At 41.7% G+C, this 19593-nt stretch carries 14 protein-coding genes; 3 read left to right on the forward strand and 11 right to left on the reverse strand.

All coding sequences use genetic code 11. The features are described from left to right. Positions 1-115 precede the first annotated feature (115 nt). Positions 116-2422: a transglycosylase domain-containing protein gene (locus F8N35_RS03145; protein WP_293050101.1), complete on the reverse strand. Its 2307-nt coding sequence runs from the start codon at positions 2420-2422 to the stop codon at positions 116-118. A 106-nt stretch (positions 2423-2528) separates the two neighbouring features. After that, positions 2529-4316 carry a translation elongation factor 4 gene (gene lepA / locus F8N35_RS03150; RefSeq protein ID WP_293049903.1) on the reverse strand — a complete coding sequence of 596 codons (1788 nt, stop codon included), beginning with the start codon at positions 4314-4316 and terminating at the stop codon, positions 2529-2531. 484 nt (positions 4317-4800) lie between these two features. On the opposite strand from lepA, the gene F8N35_RS03155 reads away from it, so the two are divergent. Next, complete coding sequence (locus tag F8N35_RS03155) at positions 4801-7929, forward strand: carboxypeptidase regulatory-like domain-containing protein (protein WP_293050102.1); 3129 nt, start codon at positions 4801-4803, stop codon at positions 7927-7929. 72 nt (positions 7930-8001) lie between these two features. Here F8N35_RS03155 and F8N35_RS03160 read toward each other — a convergent pair whose 3' ends face one another. The 9 genes from F8N35_RS03160 to F8N35_RS03200 form a co-directional block, all read right to left on the reverse strand. Next, positions 8002-9225: a pitrilysin family protein gene (locus tag F8N35_RS03160; RefSeq protein ID WP_293049904.1), complete on the reverse strand. Its 1224-nt coding sequence runs from the start codon at positions 9223-9225 to the stop codon at positions 8002-8004. Positions 9226-9360: 135 nt separating this feature from the next. After that, positions 9361-9711 carry a 50S ribosomal protein L20 gene (gene rplT, locus F8N35_RS03165; RefSeq protein WP_293049905.1) on the reverse strand — a complete coding sequence of 117 codons (351 nt, stop codon included), beginning with the start codon at positions 9709-9711 and terminating at the stop codon, positions 9361-9363. Positions 9712-9803: 92 nt separating this feature from the next. After that, entirely contained in the window at positions 9804-10001 is a 198-nt protein-coding gene (gene rpmI / locus F8N35_RS03170; RefSeq protein WP_068703868.1) for a 50S ribosomal protein L35, read from the reverse strand. Between the two features lie 62 nt (positions 10002-10063). Further along, positions 10064-10594 (reverse strand): translation initiation factor IF-3, encoded by a 531-nt coding sequence (infC, locus tag F8N35_RS03175; RefSeq protein ID WP_293050103.1) that lies wholly within the window; start codon positions 10592-10594, stop codon positions 10064-10066. Between the two features lie 147 nt (positions 10595-10741). Next, on the reverse strand, positions 10742-12049 hold the full coding sequence (locus F8N35_RS03180; RefSeq protein WP_293049906.1) for an ABC transporter permease: 1308 nt from the start codon (positions 12047-12049) through the stop codon (positions 10742-10744). Positions 12050-12063: 14 nt separating this feature from the next. Next, entirely contained in the window at positions 12064-13242 is a 1179-nt protein-coding gene (locus F8N35_RS03185; RefSeq protein ID WP_293049907.1) for an ABC transporter permease, read from the reverse strand. Between the two features lie 69 nt (positions 13243-13311). Continuing rightward, positions 13312-14313, reverse strand: coding sequence for an efflux RND transporter periplasmic adaptor subunit (locus tag F8N35_RS03190; protein WP_293049908.1), 1002 nt, complete (start codon positions 14311-14313; stop codon positions 13312-13314). A 32-nt stretch (positions 14314-14345) separates the two neighbouring features. Beyond that, entirely contained in the window at positions 14346-15848 is a 1503-nt protein-coding gene (locus tag F8N35_RS03195; RefSeq protein ID WP_293049909.1) for a TolC family protein, read from the reverse strand. A 55-nt stretch (positions 15849-15903) separates the two neighbouring features. Next, positions 15904-16338 carry a MarR family transcriptional regulator gene (locus F8N35_RS03200; protein ID WP_293049910.1) on the reverse strand — a complete coding sequence of 145 codons (435 nt, stop codon included), beginning with the start codon at positions 16336-16338 and terminating at the stop codon, positions 15904-15906. Between the two features lie 250 nt (positions 16339-16588). On the opposite strand from F8N35_RS03200, the gene F8N35_RS03205 reads away from it, so the two are divergent. Next, entirely contained in the window at positions 16589-17812 is a 1224-nt protein-coding gene (locus F8N35_RS03205) for a glycosyltransferase N-terminal domain-containing protein (protein WP_293049911.1), read from the forward strand. 113 nt (positions 17813-17925) lie between these two features. After that, positions 17926-19590, forward strand: a complete 1665-nt coding sequence (locus F8N35_RS03210; protein WP_293049912.1) for a nucleoside kinase — start codon at positions 17926-17928, stop codon at positions 19588-19590. Positions 19591-19593: the final 3 nt, after the last annotated feature.

Genomic DNA, 19593 nt, shown 5'->3' on the forward strand with positions numbered 1-19593 from the left:
ATTCTCCAAGGTGTGGTTTTGGAATTGACTTTATACCTATAAAAAGAGTGCAATCACGCCAAAGTGAGAATTCTCACTTCAGCATGATTGACTTATATCTGCTGTGCATTTTCTGCTAGAATTGTTCCACAGCTGTAGAAGAAGGTTCTTCAGGAGGTGCTTGTCCTCCGCATCCTTCATCCGGATTATATGTTGGTGGAACTTTGAAGGTTTCCGTTTCTGAATATCCCAGCGTCGGGTCTCCATAAACTTTCCGCATAAATATTGCCCAAATCGGTAATGCCATGCTGGCACCCTGTCCGTCGCTTGTATAATCGAAGTGGACGGCCCGGTCTTCTCCACCTACCCAGGCACCGGCTACAAGGCTGGGCGAGAATCCTATAAACCAACCATCCGAGTTGTTTTGGGTTGTCCCGGTTTTACCTCCCAGCTGTCCGCTGAAACGATAATTGTATCTTAATCGTCCCGCAGTTCCATTATCAACAACACCACGAAGCAATGTCAACATTTTATATGAGGTTTGCTCGCTCAGGATTTCATTCATTCTTGGTTCAAAAGAAGCAACAACAGCCCCGTTGTTGTCTTCTATGCGGGTCACATACATCGGGTCAACGCGAACTCCTTTGTTAGGGAATGCCGTGTAAGCATCCACCATTTCCTGTAAAGAAACTTCAGCAGGACCGACGCAGAGCGACCATACCGGCGGAATATATCCCCGTATACCAAACGAGCGCATCATTTTTACCATTGCCATTGGTGTGAAATTGCTCATCAGACGGGCAGTGATGTAGTTGTTAGACTGTGAAAGTCCCCATTTCAAGGAAACCATTTCGCCAACTCGGCTCTGGCTGCCGTTTCTTGGCGTCCAGCTTTCGCCGTTGCCCAGATTTAAGGTGATCGGAGCACACAGTATTTGGCTGCACGGCCAGAAACCTTCTTCCATAGCTAACGAATAGAGGAATGGTTTGATGGTAGAACCTACCTGACGGCGTCCCATGGTGGCCATATCATACTGGAACATGTTGAAATCAGGACCTCCTACATATGCTTTTACGTGGCCATTGTTCGGATCCATACACATAAAACCACATCGCAAGAAATATTTCAGATAACGGATAGAGTCCATTGGAGACATTACCGTGTCTATCTGACCTCTGTACGAGAATACCTGCATAGAAACTTTCGTATTGAAAGCTTTTTTGATATCGGCCGGGCTTGCACCTGCACGCTTCATATTGCGATACCGGTCGGATAATTTCATTGACCGGTTCATTATATCGTCAATATCCTGTTCGCGTAAAGTGCGGGAGAATGGAGCGTAACTTCTGCCTTTCTTTTCTTTGAAGAATTTGTCCTGAAGTGATGTTATTTGTTCATGTACAGCTTCTTCAGCATATTTTTGCATCCTTGAATCTATGGTCGTGTAAATCTTCAGCCCGTCAGTATAAAGATTGTATGGAGAACCATCCGACTTGTGATTTTTATTGCAGAATCCGTATAGAGGATTGGTAGCCCAGGCAATAGAGTCATCCACATATTGCTGTTTCTGCCATGATGCGTAATCTGCTTTTTCGGGTTTGTCGGCAGTCAGAATTCTTCTCAGGTATTCGCGGAAATAGGGGGCAGCACCAATCTTATGGTCCACGCGCTGGTATTTAAGTGTAAGCGGTAATTTGCTTAACGAATCTACCTGAGCGTGAGACAGCATGTTGGCTTTTTCCATTTGTTGGAATACAGTGTTGCGTCGTCCGCGCGTTCTTTCATTGAAACGTAGAGGATTATAATAAGCCGGGTTTTTACACATTCCAATAAGAGTTGCAGCCTGTTCAATAGTCAGTTTATCCGGTGTCGTGCTAAAGTAAACCTGAGCTGCAGTACGTATTCCAACGGCATTGTTGAGGAAGTCGAACTGGTTCAGGTACATGTTGATGATCTCCTCTTTTGTGTACAGTCGCTCCAGCTTGACAGCAATCACCCATTCGTTGGGCTTTTGCAATAAACGGGTTATGAAATTGGGTGCATGAGGAGAATACAGCTGTTTGGCTAATTGTTGTGTCAGTGTACTGGCACCACCGGCACTCTTGATTTGAAAAATACCGCGAAGAACCAGAGACCGAGCCAAAGCCCAACCGTCGATGCCGGAGTGATCGTAAAACCTTGAATCTTCGGTAGCTACCAATGCATTAATCAGGTTTGGCGAAAGATTCTGGTAGATTTCGCTCATTCTGTTGCCCGAGCTCAAGGAGAAACTTCCCAACAGCTTCATGTCGGACGAATAAATCTCAGAAGCGTAACGGTTGCGGGGGTTTTGCAATTCGCTGATTGGAGGCAAATAGCCAATCCATCCGAAAGATATGGCAATAAACAGCAGTACAACAGCCAATAAAAAACCTGTAAAACTTAGCCAAAACCATTTCAGCATTTTTCGGGCTTGTGGCGTTATTTCTTTCTTGGTCATATTATCTATTATTTTTCAAGTTCAAAGCTTTCGGTTTAATAACCTTTCAACCTTCAAATTCTATCTATTTTTAATCCAGTTTGAGCACCGCTAAGAATGCTTTCTGTGGTACTTCTACCGAACCGATTTGTTTCATCTTTTTCTTCCCCTTCTTCTGCTTTTCGAGCAATTTACGCTTACGGGAAATATCACCACCATAACACTTGGCCGTTACATCCTTACGAACGGCTTTAATGGTTTCGCGGGCAATGATTTTAGCTCCGATGGCAGCCTGAATGGCAATGTCAAATTGCTGACGCGGGATAAGCTCTTTCAGTTTTTCGCACATCCGGCGCCCCAAGGTATACGCATTATCAACATGCGTAAGAGAAGATAAGGCATCCACAGGCTCTCCATTCAGCAATATATCCAGTTTCGCCAGTTTTGACTCGCGAAAATCGTGCATATGGTAGTCGAATGATGCATAACCTTTAGAGATACTTTTCAGTTTGTCGTAAAAGTCAAACACAATTTCTCCCAGTGGAATATCGTAAATCAGTTCTACTCTGTTGGATGAAATGTAATCCTGTTTGATCAGAATTCCCCGTTTGCCAAGGCAAAGGGTCATGATTGCACCAAGAAAATTGGTCTGAGTAATAACAGAAGCTCTGATATAAGGTTCTTCGATATGATCGATAAGAGTAATGTCGGGTAACCCGGAAGGATTGTGTACCTCAATCATATCGCCTTTCTTGGTGAACACGCGGTAACTTACGTTCGGAACCGTCGTAATAACGTTCATATCGAACTCGCGGTCAAGTCGTTCCTGTATAATCTCCATGTGGAGCAGTCCCAGGAAGCCGCAGCGAAATCCGAATCCGAGCGCGATGGAAGATTCCGGTTCGAAGGTTAGCGAAGCGTCGTTAAGCTGAAGTTTTTCAATGGACGAACGAAGATCTTCAAAATCTTCGGTTTCAATCGGATAAACTCCGGCAAATACCATTGGTTTTACTTCTTCAAAACCGGCAATGGCTTTTTCGCAGGGACGTTTCACATGGGTAATAGTATCACCTACTTTTACTTCTTTAGAGGTCTTGATGCCCGAAATGATATATCCAACATCACCGGCACTCAATGAAGTGCGTGGCGACATGTCCAGTTTGAGTACGCCAATTTCATCCGCTTCGTATTCTTTCTGGGTAGCAACAAATTTAACGAGATCGCCTTTGTTTATAGTTCCGTTGATGATTTTATAGTAAGCAATAATTCCGCGGAACGAATTGAAAACCGAGTCAAAAATAAGGCATTGAAGAGGAGCTTCAGGATCTCCGACCGGCGGTTTTATCCTTGTAATGATGGCTTCCAGAATTTCATCAACACCAAGTCCTGTTTTGCCGCTAGCGCGAATAACTTCTTCCCGTTTGCATCCCAGCAATTCAACAATCTGGTCTTCCACTTCTTCGGGCATGGCGCTGTCCATATCCATTTTGTTCATCACCGGAATAATTTCCAGGTCATGTTCAATAGCCATGTAAAGGTTAGAAATGGTTTGTGCCTGAATGCCCTGTGTGGCATCTACAATCAACAGAGCGCCTTCGCAGGCAGCTATGGAACGGGAAACTTCGTAAGAGAAGTCTACGTGACCCGGAGTGTCAATCAGATTGAGAATATAGTTTTCGCCATTATGCAGATATTCCATCTGAATGGCATGGCTTTTAATGGTTATACCTCGTTCACGCTCCAGGTCCATGTTGTCGAGCACCTGAGCCTGCAAATCTTTTTGAGAAATGGTATTGGTAACTTCCAGCAGACGATCAGCCAGAGTACTTTTGCCATGATCGATGTGGGCAATAATGCAAAAATTTCGTATATGCTTCATTCAAAAGGGTTTGTCTTTCTTCGAGTGTGAAGTGGATTTAGAAGCAAAAGTAAAAATAATATCTGTCGTGAGCAATAGCTGGTTTGGCAATTTTAAAACAGGCATTAATCCGGCTGAAAGTAGGGTTATTCTTCATCAAATTGTAATGATTTTTTAGATTTACTGACGTACTTTTGCAGTCCGAATAAAGCTACTATATGTAAAGAATTAACATTTAGTTGTTAGCTGTTGTTGAAAACTTCTATAGAAAAATGTGTGTAAATTGAATAATTATAAATATTTTTGTAGCGTTCAATTTGTTATCTTCTTGCTAATGAACATTTTTGCATTTTCGGCAAATTGTGTTTATTACAAATCCTTTCCTTAAAAAATAATACTAGACAAAATCAGCCTTTATACTGGAAATTATTTAAACGTCCAATTTAATTTTATTTTTATGAAAAAAACAGGTAAACGATTAGTGCTAATGGCGTTGGGGTGCATCATGGCTTTATCGGCTATGGCGCAGGTTACAACAGCGAGTATTAACGGTCGTGTTGGTGATGATAAAGAGGCTATAATCGGAGCTACGGTTCAGGCTATTCACCAACCTTCTGGTACGTCGTATGGTGCAATTACAAATGAAAAAGGGAGATATTCCATTCAGGGTATGCGTGTGGGTGGTCCATACAAAATTATCATTTCTTATGTGGGATATAACAAGGTGATCTATAATGATATTTACCTTGAATTGGGAGATGCTTTTGTCGTGAACGCCCAATTAAAAGAATCTTCGCAAACTCTTAACGAGGTTGTTGTTACAGCATCAGGGGCAAATCGATTGAGAACTGGGGCTGGACAAAATTTTTCGGCAGAGAAGATCCAAAATGTTCCAACTGTAGATAGAAGTATATATGATATTGTGAAAAATATGCCGATGGTTCAAACAAATAAAATTGGCGGTATATCTTTTGCAGGAACCAATAATCGTTACAATAGTTTCCAAATTGATGGTACTGTAAGTAATGACGTATTTGGATTGTCTTCGTCAGGAACGAATGGTGGCCAAACTGGCAGCAATCCGATATCTCTTGATGCAATACAAGAAATTCAGGTTGTGGTAGCTCCATATGATGTACGTCAAAGCGGATTTACAGGCGGTGGAATCAATGCTATTACCAAACAGGGAACTAATGAATTCCATGGTTCGGCTTATAGTTACTACTTCAATCAAAATCTATACGGACGCTATAGTGCTCCCAATAATTATGCGGATCAAAAGCTTATTAAGCAACATGCTACAACATTGGGAGCATCATTGGGTGGCCCGATTATTAAAGACAAATTGTTCTTTTTTGCCAATATTGAAAATTACGATCAATCATATCCTTCTACTTATTATCCTGGTTATGCTACACCAGGTATTTCAGCCGCAACAGCGAAAACTATCTTGGATCGTTATACCTCGGTTACCGGCTTAAATGATAGCTATGGATCTCGTGATGTTGCACAGAAATCTCTGGGCCTCTTGGCGCGTATAGACTGGAACATTGATAAGAATAATAAGTTTGCTTTCCGCTATCAACACAGTAATTCGTCAAAGGACAGCTACAGCAATAGCAGTAGTTCTTACACATTTGCTAATAGTAGTTACGTAATGAAAGACAACACAAACTCATTTGTGGCAGAATTGAACTCACGTCTCAGTAATTCTCTTTCAAATGAATTCCGTGGATCATTGACTTCAGTACGTGATAAGCGGGAAGTTCCTTATCAGGGACCAACCATTTACATGGGTAGCGATGCAAGCAATGATAATGTATCTATAAATTTAGGGACTGAGTATTCATCTGGAGCAAACAGTCTGAACACAAATGTGTATACTGTTGAAGACAATCTGTCATGGTCAAAAGGAGCTCATACATTCACATTTGGTACGCATAACGAAATATTCCATTTTGAGAATTTATTTGTGCAGTACAATAATGGAGAGTGGTATTACTCGTCTATGACGAATTATTTGGCTGATCATGCTTCCACATTTTATTATAAGTACACGGATCCGTTAGGATTTGTGCCTAAGTTTAATGGTGGTCAGTTCGGATTTTATGCTCAGGATAAATGGACTGCAACGAGAAATTTGACTTTAGAATACGGACTTCGTGTTGATATTCCTAAAGTTTTTGATAATCCATCGACAAACTCAACTTTCAATGCTTTTGCTCAAGCCAACAATCTTGATGCCTCAGTAGGTACTGTTCCATCAGCTAAAGCAATGTTGTCGCCCCGTTTGGGTTTCCGTTGGTATCTTAACAATGATCATAGCACTTTATTACGCGGCGGTACTGGTCTGTTTACAGGTAGAGTGCCGTTTGTATGGCTGTCGAATGTATTTACAAATGATGGCGTTGAACAAAAAGGGACGACTATAAATTCTGTTACTAAAAATGGTGTAACAACATGGGCTCCATCATTTTCTCAATATTATAACAACCCAAGTGGAGCTGCTGCGAGCGGAGCTCAGGTATCCCCTGATATTTGCACGGTAAGCAAAAAATTCAAATTCCCGCAGGTATTCCGTACGAACCTCGCTTTAGAGCAAAAATTGCCTTATGATATCAAAATGACTTTGGAGGGTTTGTTCTCTAAAACATTAAATGATGCTTATTTCAAAAATTTGGCATTAACTCAGAATGGAAAAATTTACGCTGTTACTGGTGTTGAAGCTTCTGCAGCTCCCTATTATACTGTGAATAAAAGCTACGCATCTATTATCGATTTGGAAAACACCAATAAGGGTTATACCTATTCATTGTCGGCCATGTTGGAGAAAAAATTTGACTTTGGGTTGAATGCAATGGCTTCTTATACCTTTGGACATTCAAAATCGGTTTATGATGGAACTTCTTCTGTGGCTTTTTCAAACTGGAAATATAATTATGCTTACGATTCAAATAATCCTGCTTTGTCGTACTCATCTTTCGATATCCCGAATCGTATCGTAGCATCAGTAGGTTATACTACTCCTAAATATATCAATGGATTATTGAGTACTGATTTATCAGTGACATATACGGGATCAAATGGAATGCGCTATAGCTTGACAATGAATGAGAGTGCAGATTACAATGGCGATGGATATAAAGGGAATACATTGCTTTATATTCCAACAGTCGCAGAGGTACAACAAATGAACTTTATCGATAATGTTAATTCAAAAACAGGAGTTGTCATTATGAGTGCTGCTGATAGCCGTGCAAATTTTGAAAACTGGATTCAAGGAAATTCATATGCCAAGAATCACAGAGGACAATATGCAGAACGCAACTCTTGCCAAGCTCCATGGGAAAATCATTTTGACTTGCATTTTGCTGAAAATGTGTTCTTGTTGAAGGAAAAAGGGACAAAACTGCAATTTACATTTGATATTATCAACTTTTCTAATATGCTAAACAAGAAATGGGGTGTGAATTATTCTTCGGCATATAATGTGACTCCATTAGCAGTCAAGACCGCTGCCAGTGGAAGTGCTGCATCATTCTATTATAATACCAGCAATACCAACAATACTGTTGCTTTGAACGATATTTATTCTCGTTGGCATGCTCAGGTCGGAGTAAAATTGATCTTCTAAGAACAATTTTTCGATTAACAACAAAAAAGGCGTCCATTGGACGCCTTTTTTGTTGTTGGATAGCAGAAGAGCTTACTCGGTATAAACCAGCTTGCTTAGAAGTTCGGGAGCTAATACTTCCTGAGCTATTTGTTGTAGCTTTCCCGGAGTGACTGATTGAATCTTTTCGGCAGACTCTTCAAGGGAGTCGAACCGGTTGAAGTGAAGAATGCTGCGGCCTAAGCTTAGTGCCAGACTTTCCTTGCTTTCTGCTGCAATGGTCATTTGGCCGAGGAGCTGTTTCTTTGCTTTCTCAACGAAATTTGAAGTCAGGGGTGTTTCACGGAGCTTCGTTAGTTCTTTTTCGATAAGACGGGCACAGTGGTTCATATTCTTCGGATCTGAGCCGAAATAGATGGTCAGGGCTCCTGTATCGGTATAGGGCGTGTAGTTGGATTCTACGTTATAAACCAGCCCGCTTCTTTCGCGCAATGAAAGATTCAACATGCTGTTCATGCCGGGACCTCCCAGAATATTATTTAAAAGATACAAGGCTATTCTGTCGGGGTGATGAAGCGTATATGCCCGGTTGCCGAGTATGTAATGAACCTGGTGGGTGTCACGGTTTGCTTTATTTGATTGAGGCTTGTAAAGCTCCGGTAATTGACGAACGAGTGGCGTTGTTCCGGCAGGAATTCCACTGAGGTGCTTTTCTGCTAAGCGAACGATCTTCTTGAAATCGGTATTGCCCAACGAAAAGAAAACCATTCTGTCGGCGGTGTAGTTGCGACGGTGGAATTCTACAATGTCTTTGTGGGTGAAATTCTTCAGAGAATCGACACTACCTAATATGTTTCGTCCGATGGCATAATCAGCGAAGAGTATTTCTTCTATTTCGTCGAATATCAGATCAGATGGAGAGTCATTGTATGATTCTATCTCATCTAAAACAATATCCGTTTCTTTAATTGTTTCTTTTTCCGGGAAAATGGAATTGGCAGCCATGTCGGAAACCAGTCCGATTGCTTTTTCAAAGTGACGTTCCAGAAATACGGAGTAGAGAAATGTTTCTTCCTTGGTAGTGTACGCATTCAGTTCACCGCCAACTTCTTCCATCGAGGTGATGATATGCCATGATTTGCGGTGTGCAGTGCCTTTGAAAATGAGATGTTCTACAAAGTGTGCCATCCCATGTTCATGCGGGAGTTCGTCGCGGGTGCCGACATTGATGGCCAGTCCGCAGTAAGATACAGGTGAAGGGTCGGGCTTGTGAACTATTCTGAGTCCGTTAGGAAGTGTATGTGTCAGATATTGCATGCGAATGTACGTTTTGAAAATATGCCAACCGAAGATTCTTCCAGGTAGAGTGGGGAAGATGTGTATTTGTGTGTTGGTATTCAAAAATAAAAGCCGCCCGTATAGGCGGCTTTTCCCAATTATATAAGTTCTTAATTAAGCGTTTTTAGCTTTGGTAACGATAGCTTTGAAAGCTTCCGGGTGGTTCATAGCTAAATCAGCTAATACTTTACGGTTCATTTCGATGCCGGCTTTGTGGAGAGCTCCCATCAACTTAGAATAAGAAAGTCCTTCGATGCGGGCAGCTGCGTTGATACGCTGAATCCATAATGCGCGGAAGTTGCGTTTTTTGTTTTTACGGTCACGGTAAGCATACTGTAACCCTTTTTCCCATGTATTTTTTGCTACGGTCCAAACGTTGCGGCGAGCACCGAAGTAACCACGGGTAAGTTTCAATACTTTTTTACGTCTTGCCCTTGAGGCGACATGATTTACTGATCTTGGCATAATAAAATGTTTTGTGAATGGTAGCGCCGCTTTCATGAAGCGAACTTGAGGCTAAACATTCGGTTACTAAAATGGAATTAAAGAGAGTGTGCTTATTTAAGACACAACATGAATTTAACGTTATTCAAGTCTGTTGAATCAACCAAACCTGCATGGGTAAGGTTACGTTTTTGTTTGTTGGTCTTTTTAGTCAGAATGTGACTTTTGTAAGCATGTTTTCTCTTGATTTTTCCTGTTCCGGTAAGGGTAAACCTTTTTTTAGCACCGGAATTAGTTTTCATTTTTGGCATGTTCTGTTTTATTTTAATTGAATAATTGGGACGTTTTTAGAGGTGCTCGAAGATATTTGTCTTTATTTCGCAGTCTTTTTCGGCGAAAACATAATAATCATTCGTTTGCCCTCAAGTGTAGGTAGTGAATCTACTTTTGCCAACTCTTCGAGGTCGTTGGCGAAACGAAGCAGAAGCACTTCTCCTTGCTCTTTGAAGAGGATGGAACGACCTTTGAAGAATACGTAAGCTTTAACTTTGCATCCTTCTTTCAGAAATTCCTGAGCGTGTTTTAGTTTGAAATTGTAATCGTGATCGTCTGTTTGCGGTCCGAAACGAATTTCCTTCAAAACCACTTTCGAGGCTTTCAGTTTCATCTCTTTTTCGCGTTTCTTTTGCTGATAAAGAAACTTTTGATAATCTGTAATCCTGCATACAGGAGGAACTGCATTCGGGGATATTTCGACCAAATCTAACCCCAAATCATCGGCTTTACGTAAAGCTACTTCAATAGAATAAACACCCTGTTCGACATTTTCGCCTACTAACCGAACTTCTCTTTCACGGATGCGTTCGTTAATCCGGTGCAGTTCTTTCTTTTCGACTCTTGTTATCCTTGGCGCTGCTATGGTTTGGGTCCTCCTTTAGTTTTAATAGTGAATTGATTATCTTTTTTTGAGCGTGCAAATATAGTGGTTTTTTCGTTTCAAAACAAGTTATAATATTCTATTTGAAAGAAATATCTTGTTTTGAGAACAAACTTATGATTGAGCATTGGAGTTTTTGGTAGTGTTTGTTTGTTCGTCTGACTCATTTCTGGCTATTTCTCTTTTGTGAGAAACCATTTGACGTACTCTGGCGTTTGCCAGACTTTTCTTTATTTGCCAGTGATATGCCCAAACACACAACAGAAGATAGATTAATGCTTGTAACCAAAGTGTGTGATATTCTTTTGAAATGGTTTGTATGTCAGCTCCCAGTGTGTTTATTTTTATATAACCCTGAATGCCGTGAGTGCTTGGGAATATCCATCCGAAAGCTTTCCAGAAACCATTCATGTTATAGTACGGCCACGAAACTCCACCCAAAAACAGCAGAATAAGCGAAAATATTCCGAAGACCAGCATTCCTGTTTCCCGGTTGGGTAGGAATACGGAGATGGTCATGGCAAAGAATATTGAGGCAAGTAAAAAAGGAACTACCAATCCGATTATATCTATAGAATCGCCGAGATGCGGCAGGGAGAAAAGTTGAGGGATCACTTTTAGTACGTAAATGCTCCAGGCAAGATAGATGATAAAATACGCTGCACTTTTGCCCAGAACTACCCTGAGCGTTTTCCCTTTGTGAACTGAGGAGCTTACGAGGGCGTGAAACCGGTTTTCTTCGCGGGCAGTACCGGCCAAAATGGTGATGCCGAAGAAAAGTGTCTGGTACAGAATTAGTATGAGTACAGCAGGGACTAAAAAGCTTGCATATCCGGCTGTTTCATTGTACAATACAACATCATTGTAGGGCACCGGTTCTGTAATGATTTTAGCCGATTCTCCGGTGATGCCTTGTTCTCCCAGACGTTTTACCTGAATGTCTTTTCCCATATCAAGAACGACATGGTTAGTGGCTTGCAATACAGTCCGGTAGTAGAGAAAGCTGCTCATATCACAATACACGGAAATGTTGGCTTTTTGTCCCGTGTTAATGTTCTTGCCGAAATCTTCGGGAATGTAGATAACTCCGTTTACAAGTCGTTGGTTAAATGCTTTCTGGGCGTCGTAAAGAGAAGAATATGTGCTGAATACATCTACTTCGGGAGTGGCATTAAGGTGTCTTATTAATTCGGTTGATTCATGGCTGCGGGAATTATCGACAACAGCCACGGGAAGATTTGCCAGAGTCTCGTTCTTGTAGACAAGAGAATAAAGCAGGGGATATGCTAATACGGCCAGAATGAAAATGACCACAACACCTCTGTCGTGCGAAATCATTTTCATCTCATTGACGAAAATGTCGAACGTGTCTTTGATGTTGGATTTTAATCGTTTGATTCTGGGAAATCGAGTTATCTTCATTTGATTGAGTCCTTTTATTTGATAGGGTAATTCTGATAAATGGCAGCCTTCTTCAGTCGGAAGAAAATGATTGCCGGTAACAGTATAAATGCAAGTAAAATAACATACGATCCGAACGAATACCTAATATCTACTCCATGCAAAGCCTGATTGACGTAAATGTTGAAATAGTGCCTGATCGGGTAGATATAGCTAAAAATGCGTACAGGATATGCCATTTGCTCAATGGGGAATGTGAATCCCGTGAATGTAAAACCAAACATACCGTAAATCATAACGATTGATACGGAATCCCGTAGTACAGGGAGAGTTCCGATGATTAACAGACCAACTGCCTGGCACGCGATTACATAAAATACTGTTGCCAGCAGCATCCAAAACAGGCTGGAGTTGAGCGGAAAATGCAAGTATCCGAACAGGATAATGTTGGACAGAAATCCCAGACAGATGAAAATGGCCGTGTAGGGCAGCAGTTTCCCGATCAGTGCTCTCGAAAAAGAGTTGTTGGCTGTTCGTAGCCAGTTGCGTGAAGTACGCTCTTTGAATTCGATGCCTATTACGAATACCGTTGTCATTAGGATTACAAACTCCAGTACTCCCGGAAAGAAAACGTTCAGGAAATAATCGCTGTAGTTCGACCATGGATTACCAATCATATGCGAATCGATGGAGATTGGCTGAACGATGCCGGGAATAAGACTTTCGTCCACACCTTTGGCTCTTAGTACTTTCTGCTGAACTCCGCCGGATGTCAGGAGGCTCATCGCCGAAATATCTTTCAATAATAAAGATCCGGCAGTGAGAAAAGCATCGTTGATGTAAAATGTGATGGGAGGTCTTTTGTTTGACTGCAATTTTTCGGAGAATCCCTTTTCAATCTCCACGAAAGCGTAGATATTCCCTTTTTGCATTTCGACCCGAGCATCCTTAAAGTTGCTTAGTTTCATTACAATTCTGGCTTGCTGTGTTGCATCAAGATTACGGCAGAACTGTCGTGAAATTTTTGAATTATCGTGATCGATGATGCCAACAGGCATTTTCATTAATTGTCCTTCACTGAAGAAGGAAATGAAAAAGATATAGCAAAAACTCATGATCCCAAGCGTGAGGATAAAGTACATGGGACGGCTTTTCATTCTTGCCAACTCTCGTCTAAGTGTGGCGCCGATGATTGATGCTTTTTTATCGGGCATGTAAGTTCTAAATTTAGTGTTGAGAAAATCGGATAAAGATAATGGAGGTGTTTGAACCTGAAACGGATGTTATTTCAGAGTTTCTTCCAAAAGGGCACTCATTCCCGGACGAAGTCCTTCCACTTTGCTGGTCGGCCGGGCACGCACTTCGAATGTCTTTATGTCAAATTGTCCCGTTGTTTTGGTTGCTTTCCAGGTGGCGTAAGAAGCCAGCGCCTTGATGTATGTCACTTTCACCTGAACGGTTTTATCTCCCAATGCGGGAACTTTTACGTTGAATGTTGACCCCATTTTTATAGTGGAAAGCAAATCTTCACGAATGTTGAATGTGAACCAGATGTCGTTCAGGTCAACAATGCTCATGATAGGAGCTCCGGTACCTACCAGCTCTCCGCGTTTGGGATATATTTCGGTAATTTCACCGTCAATCGGAGATACAAGGCAGGTTTCGTGAAGATATGCCCTTACTTCCTGTACTGCACCTTTAGCTCTGTTGACCATTGCAAGCGCAGCGGCTTTGTCTTCGCTTTCGGTTCCGTTTATAGCCATGTCGTACTGTGTTTTTGCAGCATTCGACTGAGCAACTGCGGCTTTGTACTGTGCTTCTGCTTCATCGTGTTTTTGAGCTGTTACCACACCTTTGTCGAACAGGCGCTGAACACGGTCGTAGGACTTTTTTGCAATATCAACACCCACGATTGCTTTTTGCCACATTTCATACGCACCGGCTATTTGTTCTTTACGGGCGCCTTTTTTGGCTTTTCTGTCCTGCGCCAGAGCTGCATCTTCGGCTGCTGTGGCTTGTTCCAGTTTTGCATTTAGTTCCGGACTGTCAATGACAACAACTGTGTCGCCAGCCTTAATTTTTGCTCCTTCTTCGGTCAGGAATAGTTTGATTCTTCCCGGAACTTTTCCTGAAACTCTAACTTCGGTAGCATCGGCTTCTCCCTGAATAGTAATAGGTTCTGGCCTGAAAACGAATAATCCGATTATGAACAGAATAACAAGAGCCCCCAAAAGGCTGATAAGTCCTATTCTCAAATCTTTATTGTTGATGTTTTCTTTTTTCATGTCAGTGCAAATTTAGATATTTATGAGTTTGGTTATTTTTTTATTGTATTGTTTGCTGCGGGAGCTTTAAGTGTTCCTAATGACTTTTCGAGGTATAAGTTGCAAAGTTTTACGTCAATGATGGCGTCGATGTTTTCCGATTTTGCAGATAACCATGCTGTTTGAGCGGCTAACAAATCGGTCGAAGTGATCACTCCGGCCTCAAATCCTTCGGTCGCATAACGCAGGTTTTCTTCTGCCTGATCAATGTTGTGTTGAGTGGTGGTTTGCTTTTTGAGGCTTTCAGCTGTTTTGTACGAGCTTTGTTTGATTTGAAGCTCCATCTTTTCTTTTGCTTCCTCCAATTCCAGTGTGGCAATTCGGTATTGCGATTTTGCAGCGTTTAGCGTGTGCAGTTTGTCTCCGAAATGAAACAATGGAATATTGGCAACCACTCCGACGGTGAACATTCCTCCGAATTTGGTCTCAAAACCATTGAATGAGTTGGGGTTGGAAACAAGATAATTTCCAGTTAATGCAATGTTGGGCAGAAACCTTGAGAACATCGCTTTTTGATTGGCTTTGGCAATGCTTTGCATCTGTGTAAGGGCTTTTATTTCAGGGCGGTTTGCCAATGCCTGATCTATAGGAATCAGTTGAGGTTCCACGGTTTTTGTGTCAAGGCTCTGGTCTGCCAGCCGGTATTTTTCATCCAAAGGCATTCCACATACCTGATTAAGCGCCATGCGTGACAGGTTTAGACCATCTTCTGCCTTGGTAAGAGAAACGTCGGCTTCGTTGAGCTTAACTCTCACTTTGAGAGCATCTGCTTTTGTGGCAACACCTTCGTCTACCATTGTTCGGATGTCGGAGTCCATTTTGGCGATCAATCCCTTGTATTCTTTGGCTAAAGCAACTTTGCTTTCAAGCGATACTACGCGCCAGTAGTCTTCGTCTACTTCCAGTAAGAGTTCGGTCATTTTGTTTTCCTGTTGCGCACTCGCAAGGTGTTCTCCGTATTTCGCAATGTCGTATAAAGCTTTGATTTTTCCTCCCATAAATATAGGTTGCGTGAAACCGATGGTTCCGACAAATACGTTTTTCATATCGAATTCCATGGCTTCTTTGGGAAGTAATGCTTTGTTTTTCCATTCAATTTTATCCGGACTGGTAGAAGGATTGAATGGTTTTCCGTTGGCATCCAAAGGAACAGGAGTGCCGTTGACGACTGTCCATGAATTATTCCATGATGCTCCATAATTGGGCGTACCGTTGGCATTGAGTGAGTAAACAGGCAGGTATGCATCTTCTGCCAGAAGCGACAAACTTTTCTGGTTCCATGTGTATGCTGCGTTTGCCGAGAAATTTGGGAAGAATTGCGTAAAGGCCGCTTGTTTATATTGTTGGGCGACTTTTACATTTTCTTGTGCTATCTGGATGCTTTTATTATGTGCGATTGCCATTTGTCTGCACTCTTCAAGTTGCAGTGTCTTTTGGCTGTACAGCGATGTTGCGAATAAGGTCGATATAACTAAAACACAGATTTTTCTTGCCATAATCGTAAGTTGAAATTTAATAGAAGTTGTTTGTGCAACTATTAGTATAAAAAAATTATTGGAGGTTGGTCATTATTTTTTTGAGAACAACACGGCAGACATTCAGTTCGTCTTCAGTAATATTATTCAGCGTTTTTGTTGCAATGCTCTGGACTATTTCCGTTGCCTTTTGCTGGAGTTTGAAGCCGTCATCCGTAAGGTGGATGAGATTGTTACGCCGGTCATTCTTGTCGGCCATCCGCATTACCAGACTTCGTTTCTCCAAATTGTCAATTAGCCGGGTCATACTTGGCTTGTCTTTAGACGTGAGACTGCATAAGGTTTGCTGACTTACTTTGTCTTTTTTCCATAAGCAGGCCATTACAGACCATTGTTCTGTTGTGATGTCGATGCCTTGTTGGGAAAATGAACGTAGAAATGTTCGGTTAATAGCATTGGATACTTTTCCGGTTAGTATGCTAAAAACCTCGTCTTCATGTACTTGTACCATATAGTTAGTTCTTTTATAGTTGCATAAACAACTGTGCAAATATACAACGAAACTTCCGGGTGATATTTTGTTTGTGAATAAAATATAGTTAAAAAACATGAATTTAATAATTTATACTGATAGGTATTTGATAATTAAATAGATGAATGATTTTATTTGTGTTTTGATCAATGCTTTGGCCTTGGAAGATTAATGGCCAATTTAGGAGCAAAAAGGTTATCTTTGCAGCCTTGATTTACAAACTTTCATTATGTTTTTATTGTATAATTCGGGCATTGCCCTGTATCAGGCTGGTATTAAATTAGCAGCAAAATGGAATGAAAAAGCCGGGTTACTGGCAAAGGGGCAAAACGGTAGTTTTTCAATACTCCGGGAAAAGATAATTCCCGGGCAGAAATATGTGTGGTTTCACGCGTCGTCGTTGGGCGAATTTGAGCAGGGACGTCCTCTGATTGAAGAACTCAAACGCCGTTTTCCCGAACAAAAAGTGATTCTGACATTTTTCTCGCCATCGGGTTATGAGGTGCGGAAAAACTATACGGGAGCCGATGTTGTTCTCTATCTTCCAATGGATACTCCGCGGAATGTGTGTCGTTTTCTGGATATTGTAAAGCCCGAAAAAGCAGTTTTCATTAAATACGAATTTTGGGCAAATTATCTGACCGAATTGAAAAGGAGAGGAATCCCCACATATCTTGTTTCAGCCATTTTTCGGCCTCAGCAGGCATTCTTTAAATGGTATGGAGGTTGGTATCGTGGCCTTTTATCGGCATTTACCCATCTTTATGTTCAGGATAAGCCGTCGGAAGAGTTGCTGAAGTCTATTGGGGTAACAAATGTAACTGTTGCGGGAGATACCCGTTTCGACCGCGTTGCCGAAATAGCAGCACAGGCAAAAGAATTACCTTTGGTTGAAGCGTTCGCTAAAGGAAGGCGGGTTTTAGTGGCCGGTAGTTCATGGCCTCTGGACGAAGATATTTTGTTCGATTACTTTAATTCGCATGAAGATTTATTCTTGATTGTAGCTCCACATGTTACAAGCGAATCTCATATTGAGGATATATGTCGCAAGCTGAAACGTCCTTTTGCCCGTTATACCAAAACAGACGAACAGCATGCTGCTCAGGCCGATTGCCTTATCATCGACTGCATAGGATTGCTTTCGTCCATTTACCGTTATGGACAGATCGCCTATATTGGCGGTGGTTTTGGCGTGGGAATTCACAATGTACTCGAAGCTGCCGTGTATGGTGTGCCTGTTGTTTTTGGTCCAAATTATCATAAATTCAGAGAGGCTTGCGGACTGATTGACGCCGGAGGTGGTTTCTCTATTTCCGAATCGCAACAATATGTAAGTCTGATGGATAAATTACTGCAGAATACTGACTATTTATCTTCATGCGGTAAGAACTCGGCCACTTTTGTGGATGGAAATCTGGGAGCGACAGATTTAATAATGCATAAACTGGCATAATTATTGTAGTAAAATCGGTTTTGTTCAGTGTAACCTGACCGTTTTTTCGCTAATTTTATAGCCTGAATAGAGAATTTCTCCAACGTTTATTCTCAAGTTTTATATAAGACATTATGGATAGAATAGTTACCATCTATTGTAAAAATACTAAATCGTACCATGATTTTCAGGCAGGCAGTTCCCTCCTTGAAATTTATCGTAAGTTGCAGGTAAAACTCCCGTTTCAGGTAGTGGCGGCTTTGGTGAATAACAAAGTGGAAAGCCTGAATTTTTTGGTGTTTAAGCCAAAAGATATTTCATTTATCGATTTGAGTACCTCATCAGGCATGCGTGTATATGTACGCACATTATCCATGGTGATGGCCAAAGCCGTAAATAACCTGTATCCCAATGCGATTCTTCATATTGAACATCCGGTTTCAAAAGGATATTACGGCAATGTGACGCAGGATGGGAAAGTGGTAGCTGTAGATCTGGAGGCTATCAAAGAGAGAATGCGGGAGATTATCGAGGAGGATCTGCCCATTATGCGCGAAGAACGACAAACTCCCGAGGTGATCGAAATGTTTCGTCAGCGCGGACAGTTTGATAAAGTACGCTTGCTTGAAACTCTTGGCGTTCCTTATGCCCGTTATTTTCGTATGGGGCATTTTATTGACTATTACAGCAGCGCTCTTTTGCCTTCAACCGGACAAGTGTCAATATTCGATATAGAATCGTATCAGGATGGGTTTTTGCTTCGGGTGCCCAATCGTGACAATCCCGTAAAACTGGAAGATTTTGTGGATCAACCGGTAATGTTCAACGTTTTCAAGGAATTTATTGCATGGAATTCGTTGATGGGTATGCGTAATATCGGTGACCTCAATCATGCAGGTAAAAAAAACCTGACTTATACATTGATCAACGTGGCGGAGGCGTTGCACGAAAAGAAAGTGGCGCAAATTGCCGACATGATTGCACAACGGAAAGATACTGCCCGTTTTGTGTTTATTGCCGGACCATCGTCATCGGGGAAAACGACATTTTGTAAACGTTTGGGGGTTCAATTGGCAGTGGCAGGTATCCACCCAATCAGTATTTCGCTCGACAACTATTTTGTGAGTCGCGATCAAACGCCCAAGGACGAAAATGGCGATTATGATTACGAAGCGTTGGCTGCCCTTGATCTGGATTTGTTCAACGATCATCTTCGTCGTTTGTTGAAAGGTGAGGAGGTGGAAATTCCGACTTACAATTTTGATGATGGTAAGCGATATTATAAAGGCGATAAAATAAAACTGAAGCCGGAGAATGTGTTGTTAATGGAGGGTATTCATGCTCTGAACCCTGAACTGACAACCGCCATCCCGGATGAGAACAAATTTAAAATATACGTTTCGGCGCTGACTACCATAGCGCTCGACGATCATAACTGGATTTCGACAACTGATAACCGTTTAATTCGTAGGATTGTACGCGATTACCGGTTCCGAAATTACAGTGCCCGTGAAACGATTTCGCGTTGGCCAAGTGTGCGAAAGGGAGAAGATAAATGGATTTTTCCGTATCAGGAAAATGCTGATGTGATGTTTAATTCTGCTCTTATATTCGAGCTTGCAGTATTGAAGAAACATGTGGAGCCTATCCTTGCCGAAGTGCCCCAAAATTGCGATGAATATACGGAAGCGCACCGCCTCATTAAATTTATGCGTTATTTTACGCCTATCCGTGACCGTGAAATTCCGCCGACATCACTTCTGCGAGAGTTTTTGGGAGGAAGTAGTTTCAGGTATTAAAAG

It is taken from the genome of Paludibacter sp. (assembly GCF_009712605.1).
In the GTDB taxonomy this organism is placed as follows: Bacteria; Bacteroidota; Bacteroidia; order Bacteroidales; family Paludibacteraceae; genus Microbacter.

Bases quoted from the DNA above. Each gene is read 5' to 3' on its own strand.
- F8N35_RS03145 (WP_293050101.1), bottom strand. From the start codon at position 2,422: ATGCTGAAATGGTTTTGGCTAAGTTTTACAGGTTTTTTATTGGCTGTT.
- lepA (WP_293049903.1), bottom strand. From the start codon at position 4,316: ATGAAGCATATACGAAATTTTTGCATTATTGCCCACATCGATCATGGC.
- F8N35_RS03155 (WP_293050102.1), top strand. From the start codon at position 4,801: ATGGCTTTATCGGCTATGGCGCAGGTTACAACAGCGAGTATTAACGGT.
- F8N35_RS03160 (WP_293049904.1), bottom strand. From the start codon at position 9,225: ATGCAATATCTGACACATACACTTCCTAACGGACTCAGAATAGTTCAC.
- rplT (WP_293049905.1), bottom strand. From the start codon at position 9,711: ATGCCAAGATCAGTAAATCATGTCGCCTCAAGGGCAAGACGTAAAAAA.
- rpmI (WP_068703868.1), bottom strand. From the start codon at position 10,001: ATGCCAAAAATGAAAACTAATTCCGGTGCTAAAAAAAGGTTTACCCTT.
- F8N35_RS03180 (WP_293049906.1), bottom strand. From the start codon at position 12,049: ATGAAGATAACTCGATTTCCCAGAATCAAACGATTAAAATCCAACATC.
- F8N35_RS03185 (WP_293049907.1), bottom strand. From the start codon at position 13,242: ATGCCCGATAAAAAAGCATCAATCATCGGCGCCACACTTAGACGAGAG.
- F8N35_RS03190 (WP_293049908.1), bottom strand. From the start codon at position 14,313: ATGAAAAAAGAAAACATCAACAATAAAGATTTGAGAATAGGACTTATC.
- F8N35_RS03195 (WP_293049909.1), bottom strand. From the start codon at position 15,848: ATGGCAAGAAAAATCTGTGTTTTAGTTATATCGACCTTATTCGCAACA.
- F8N35_RS03200 (WP_293049910.1), bottom strand. From the start codon at position 16,338: ATGGTACAAGTACATGAAGACGAGGTTTTTAGCATACTAACCGGAAAA.
- F8N35_RS03205 (WP_293049911.1), top strand. From the start codon at position 16,589: ATGTTTTTATTGTATAATTCGGGCATTGCCCTGTATCAGGCTGGTATT.
- F8N35_RS03210 (WP_293049912.1), top strand. From the start codon at position 17,926: ATGGATAGAATAGTTACCATCTATTGTAAAAATACTAAATCGTACCAT.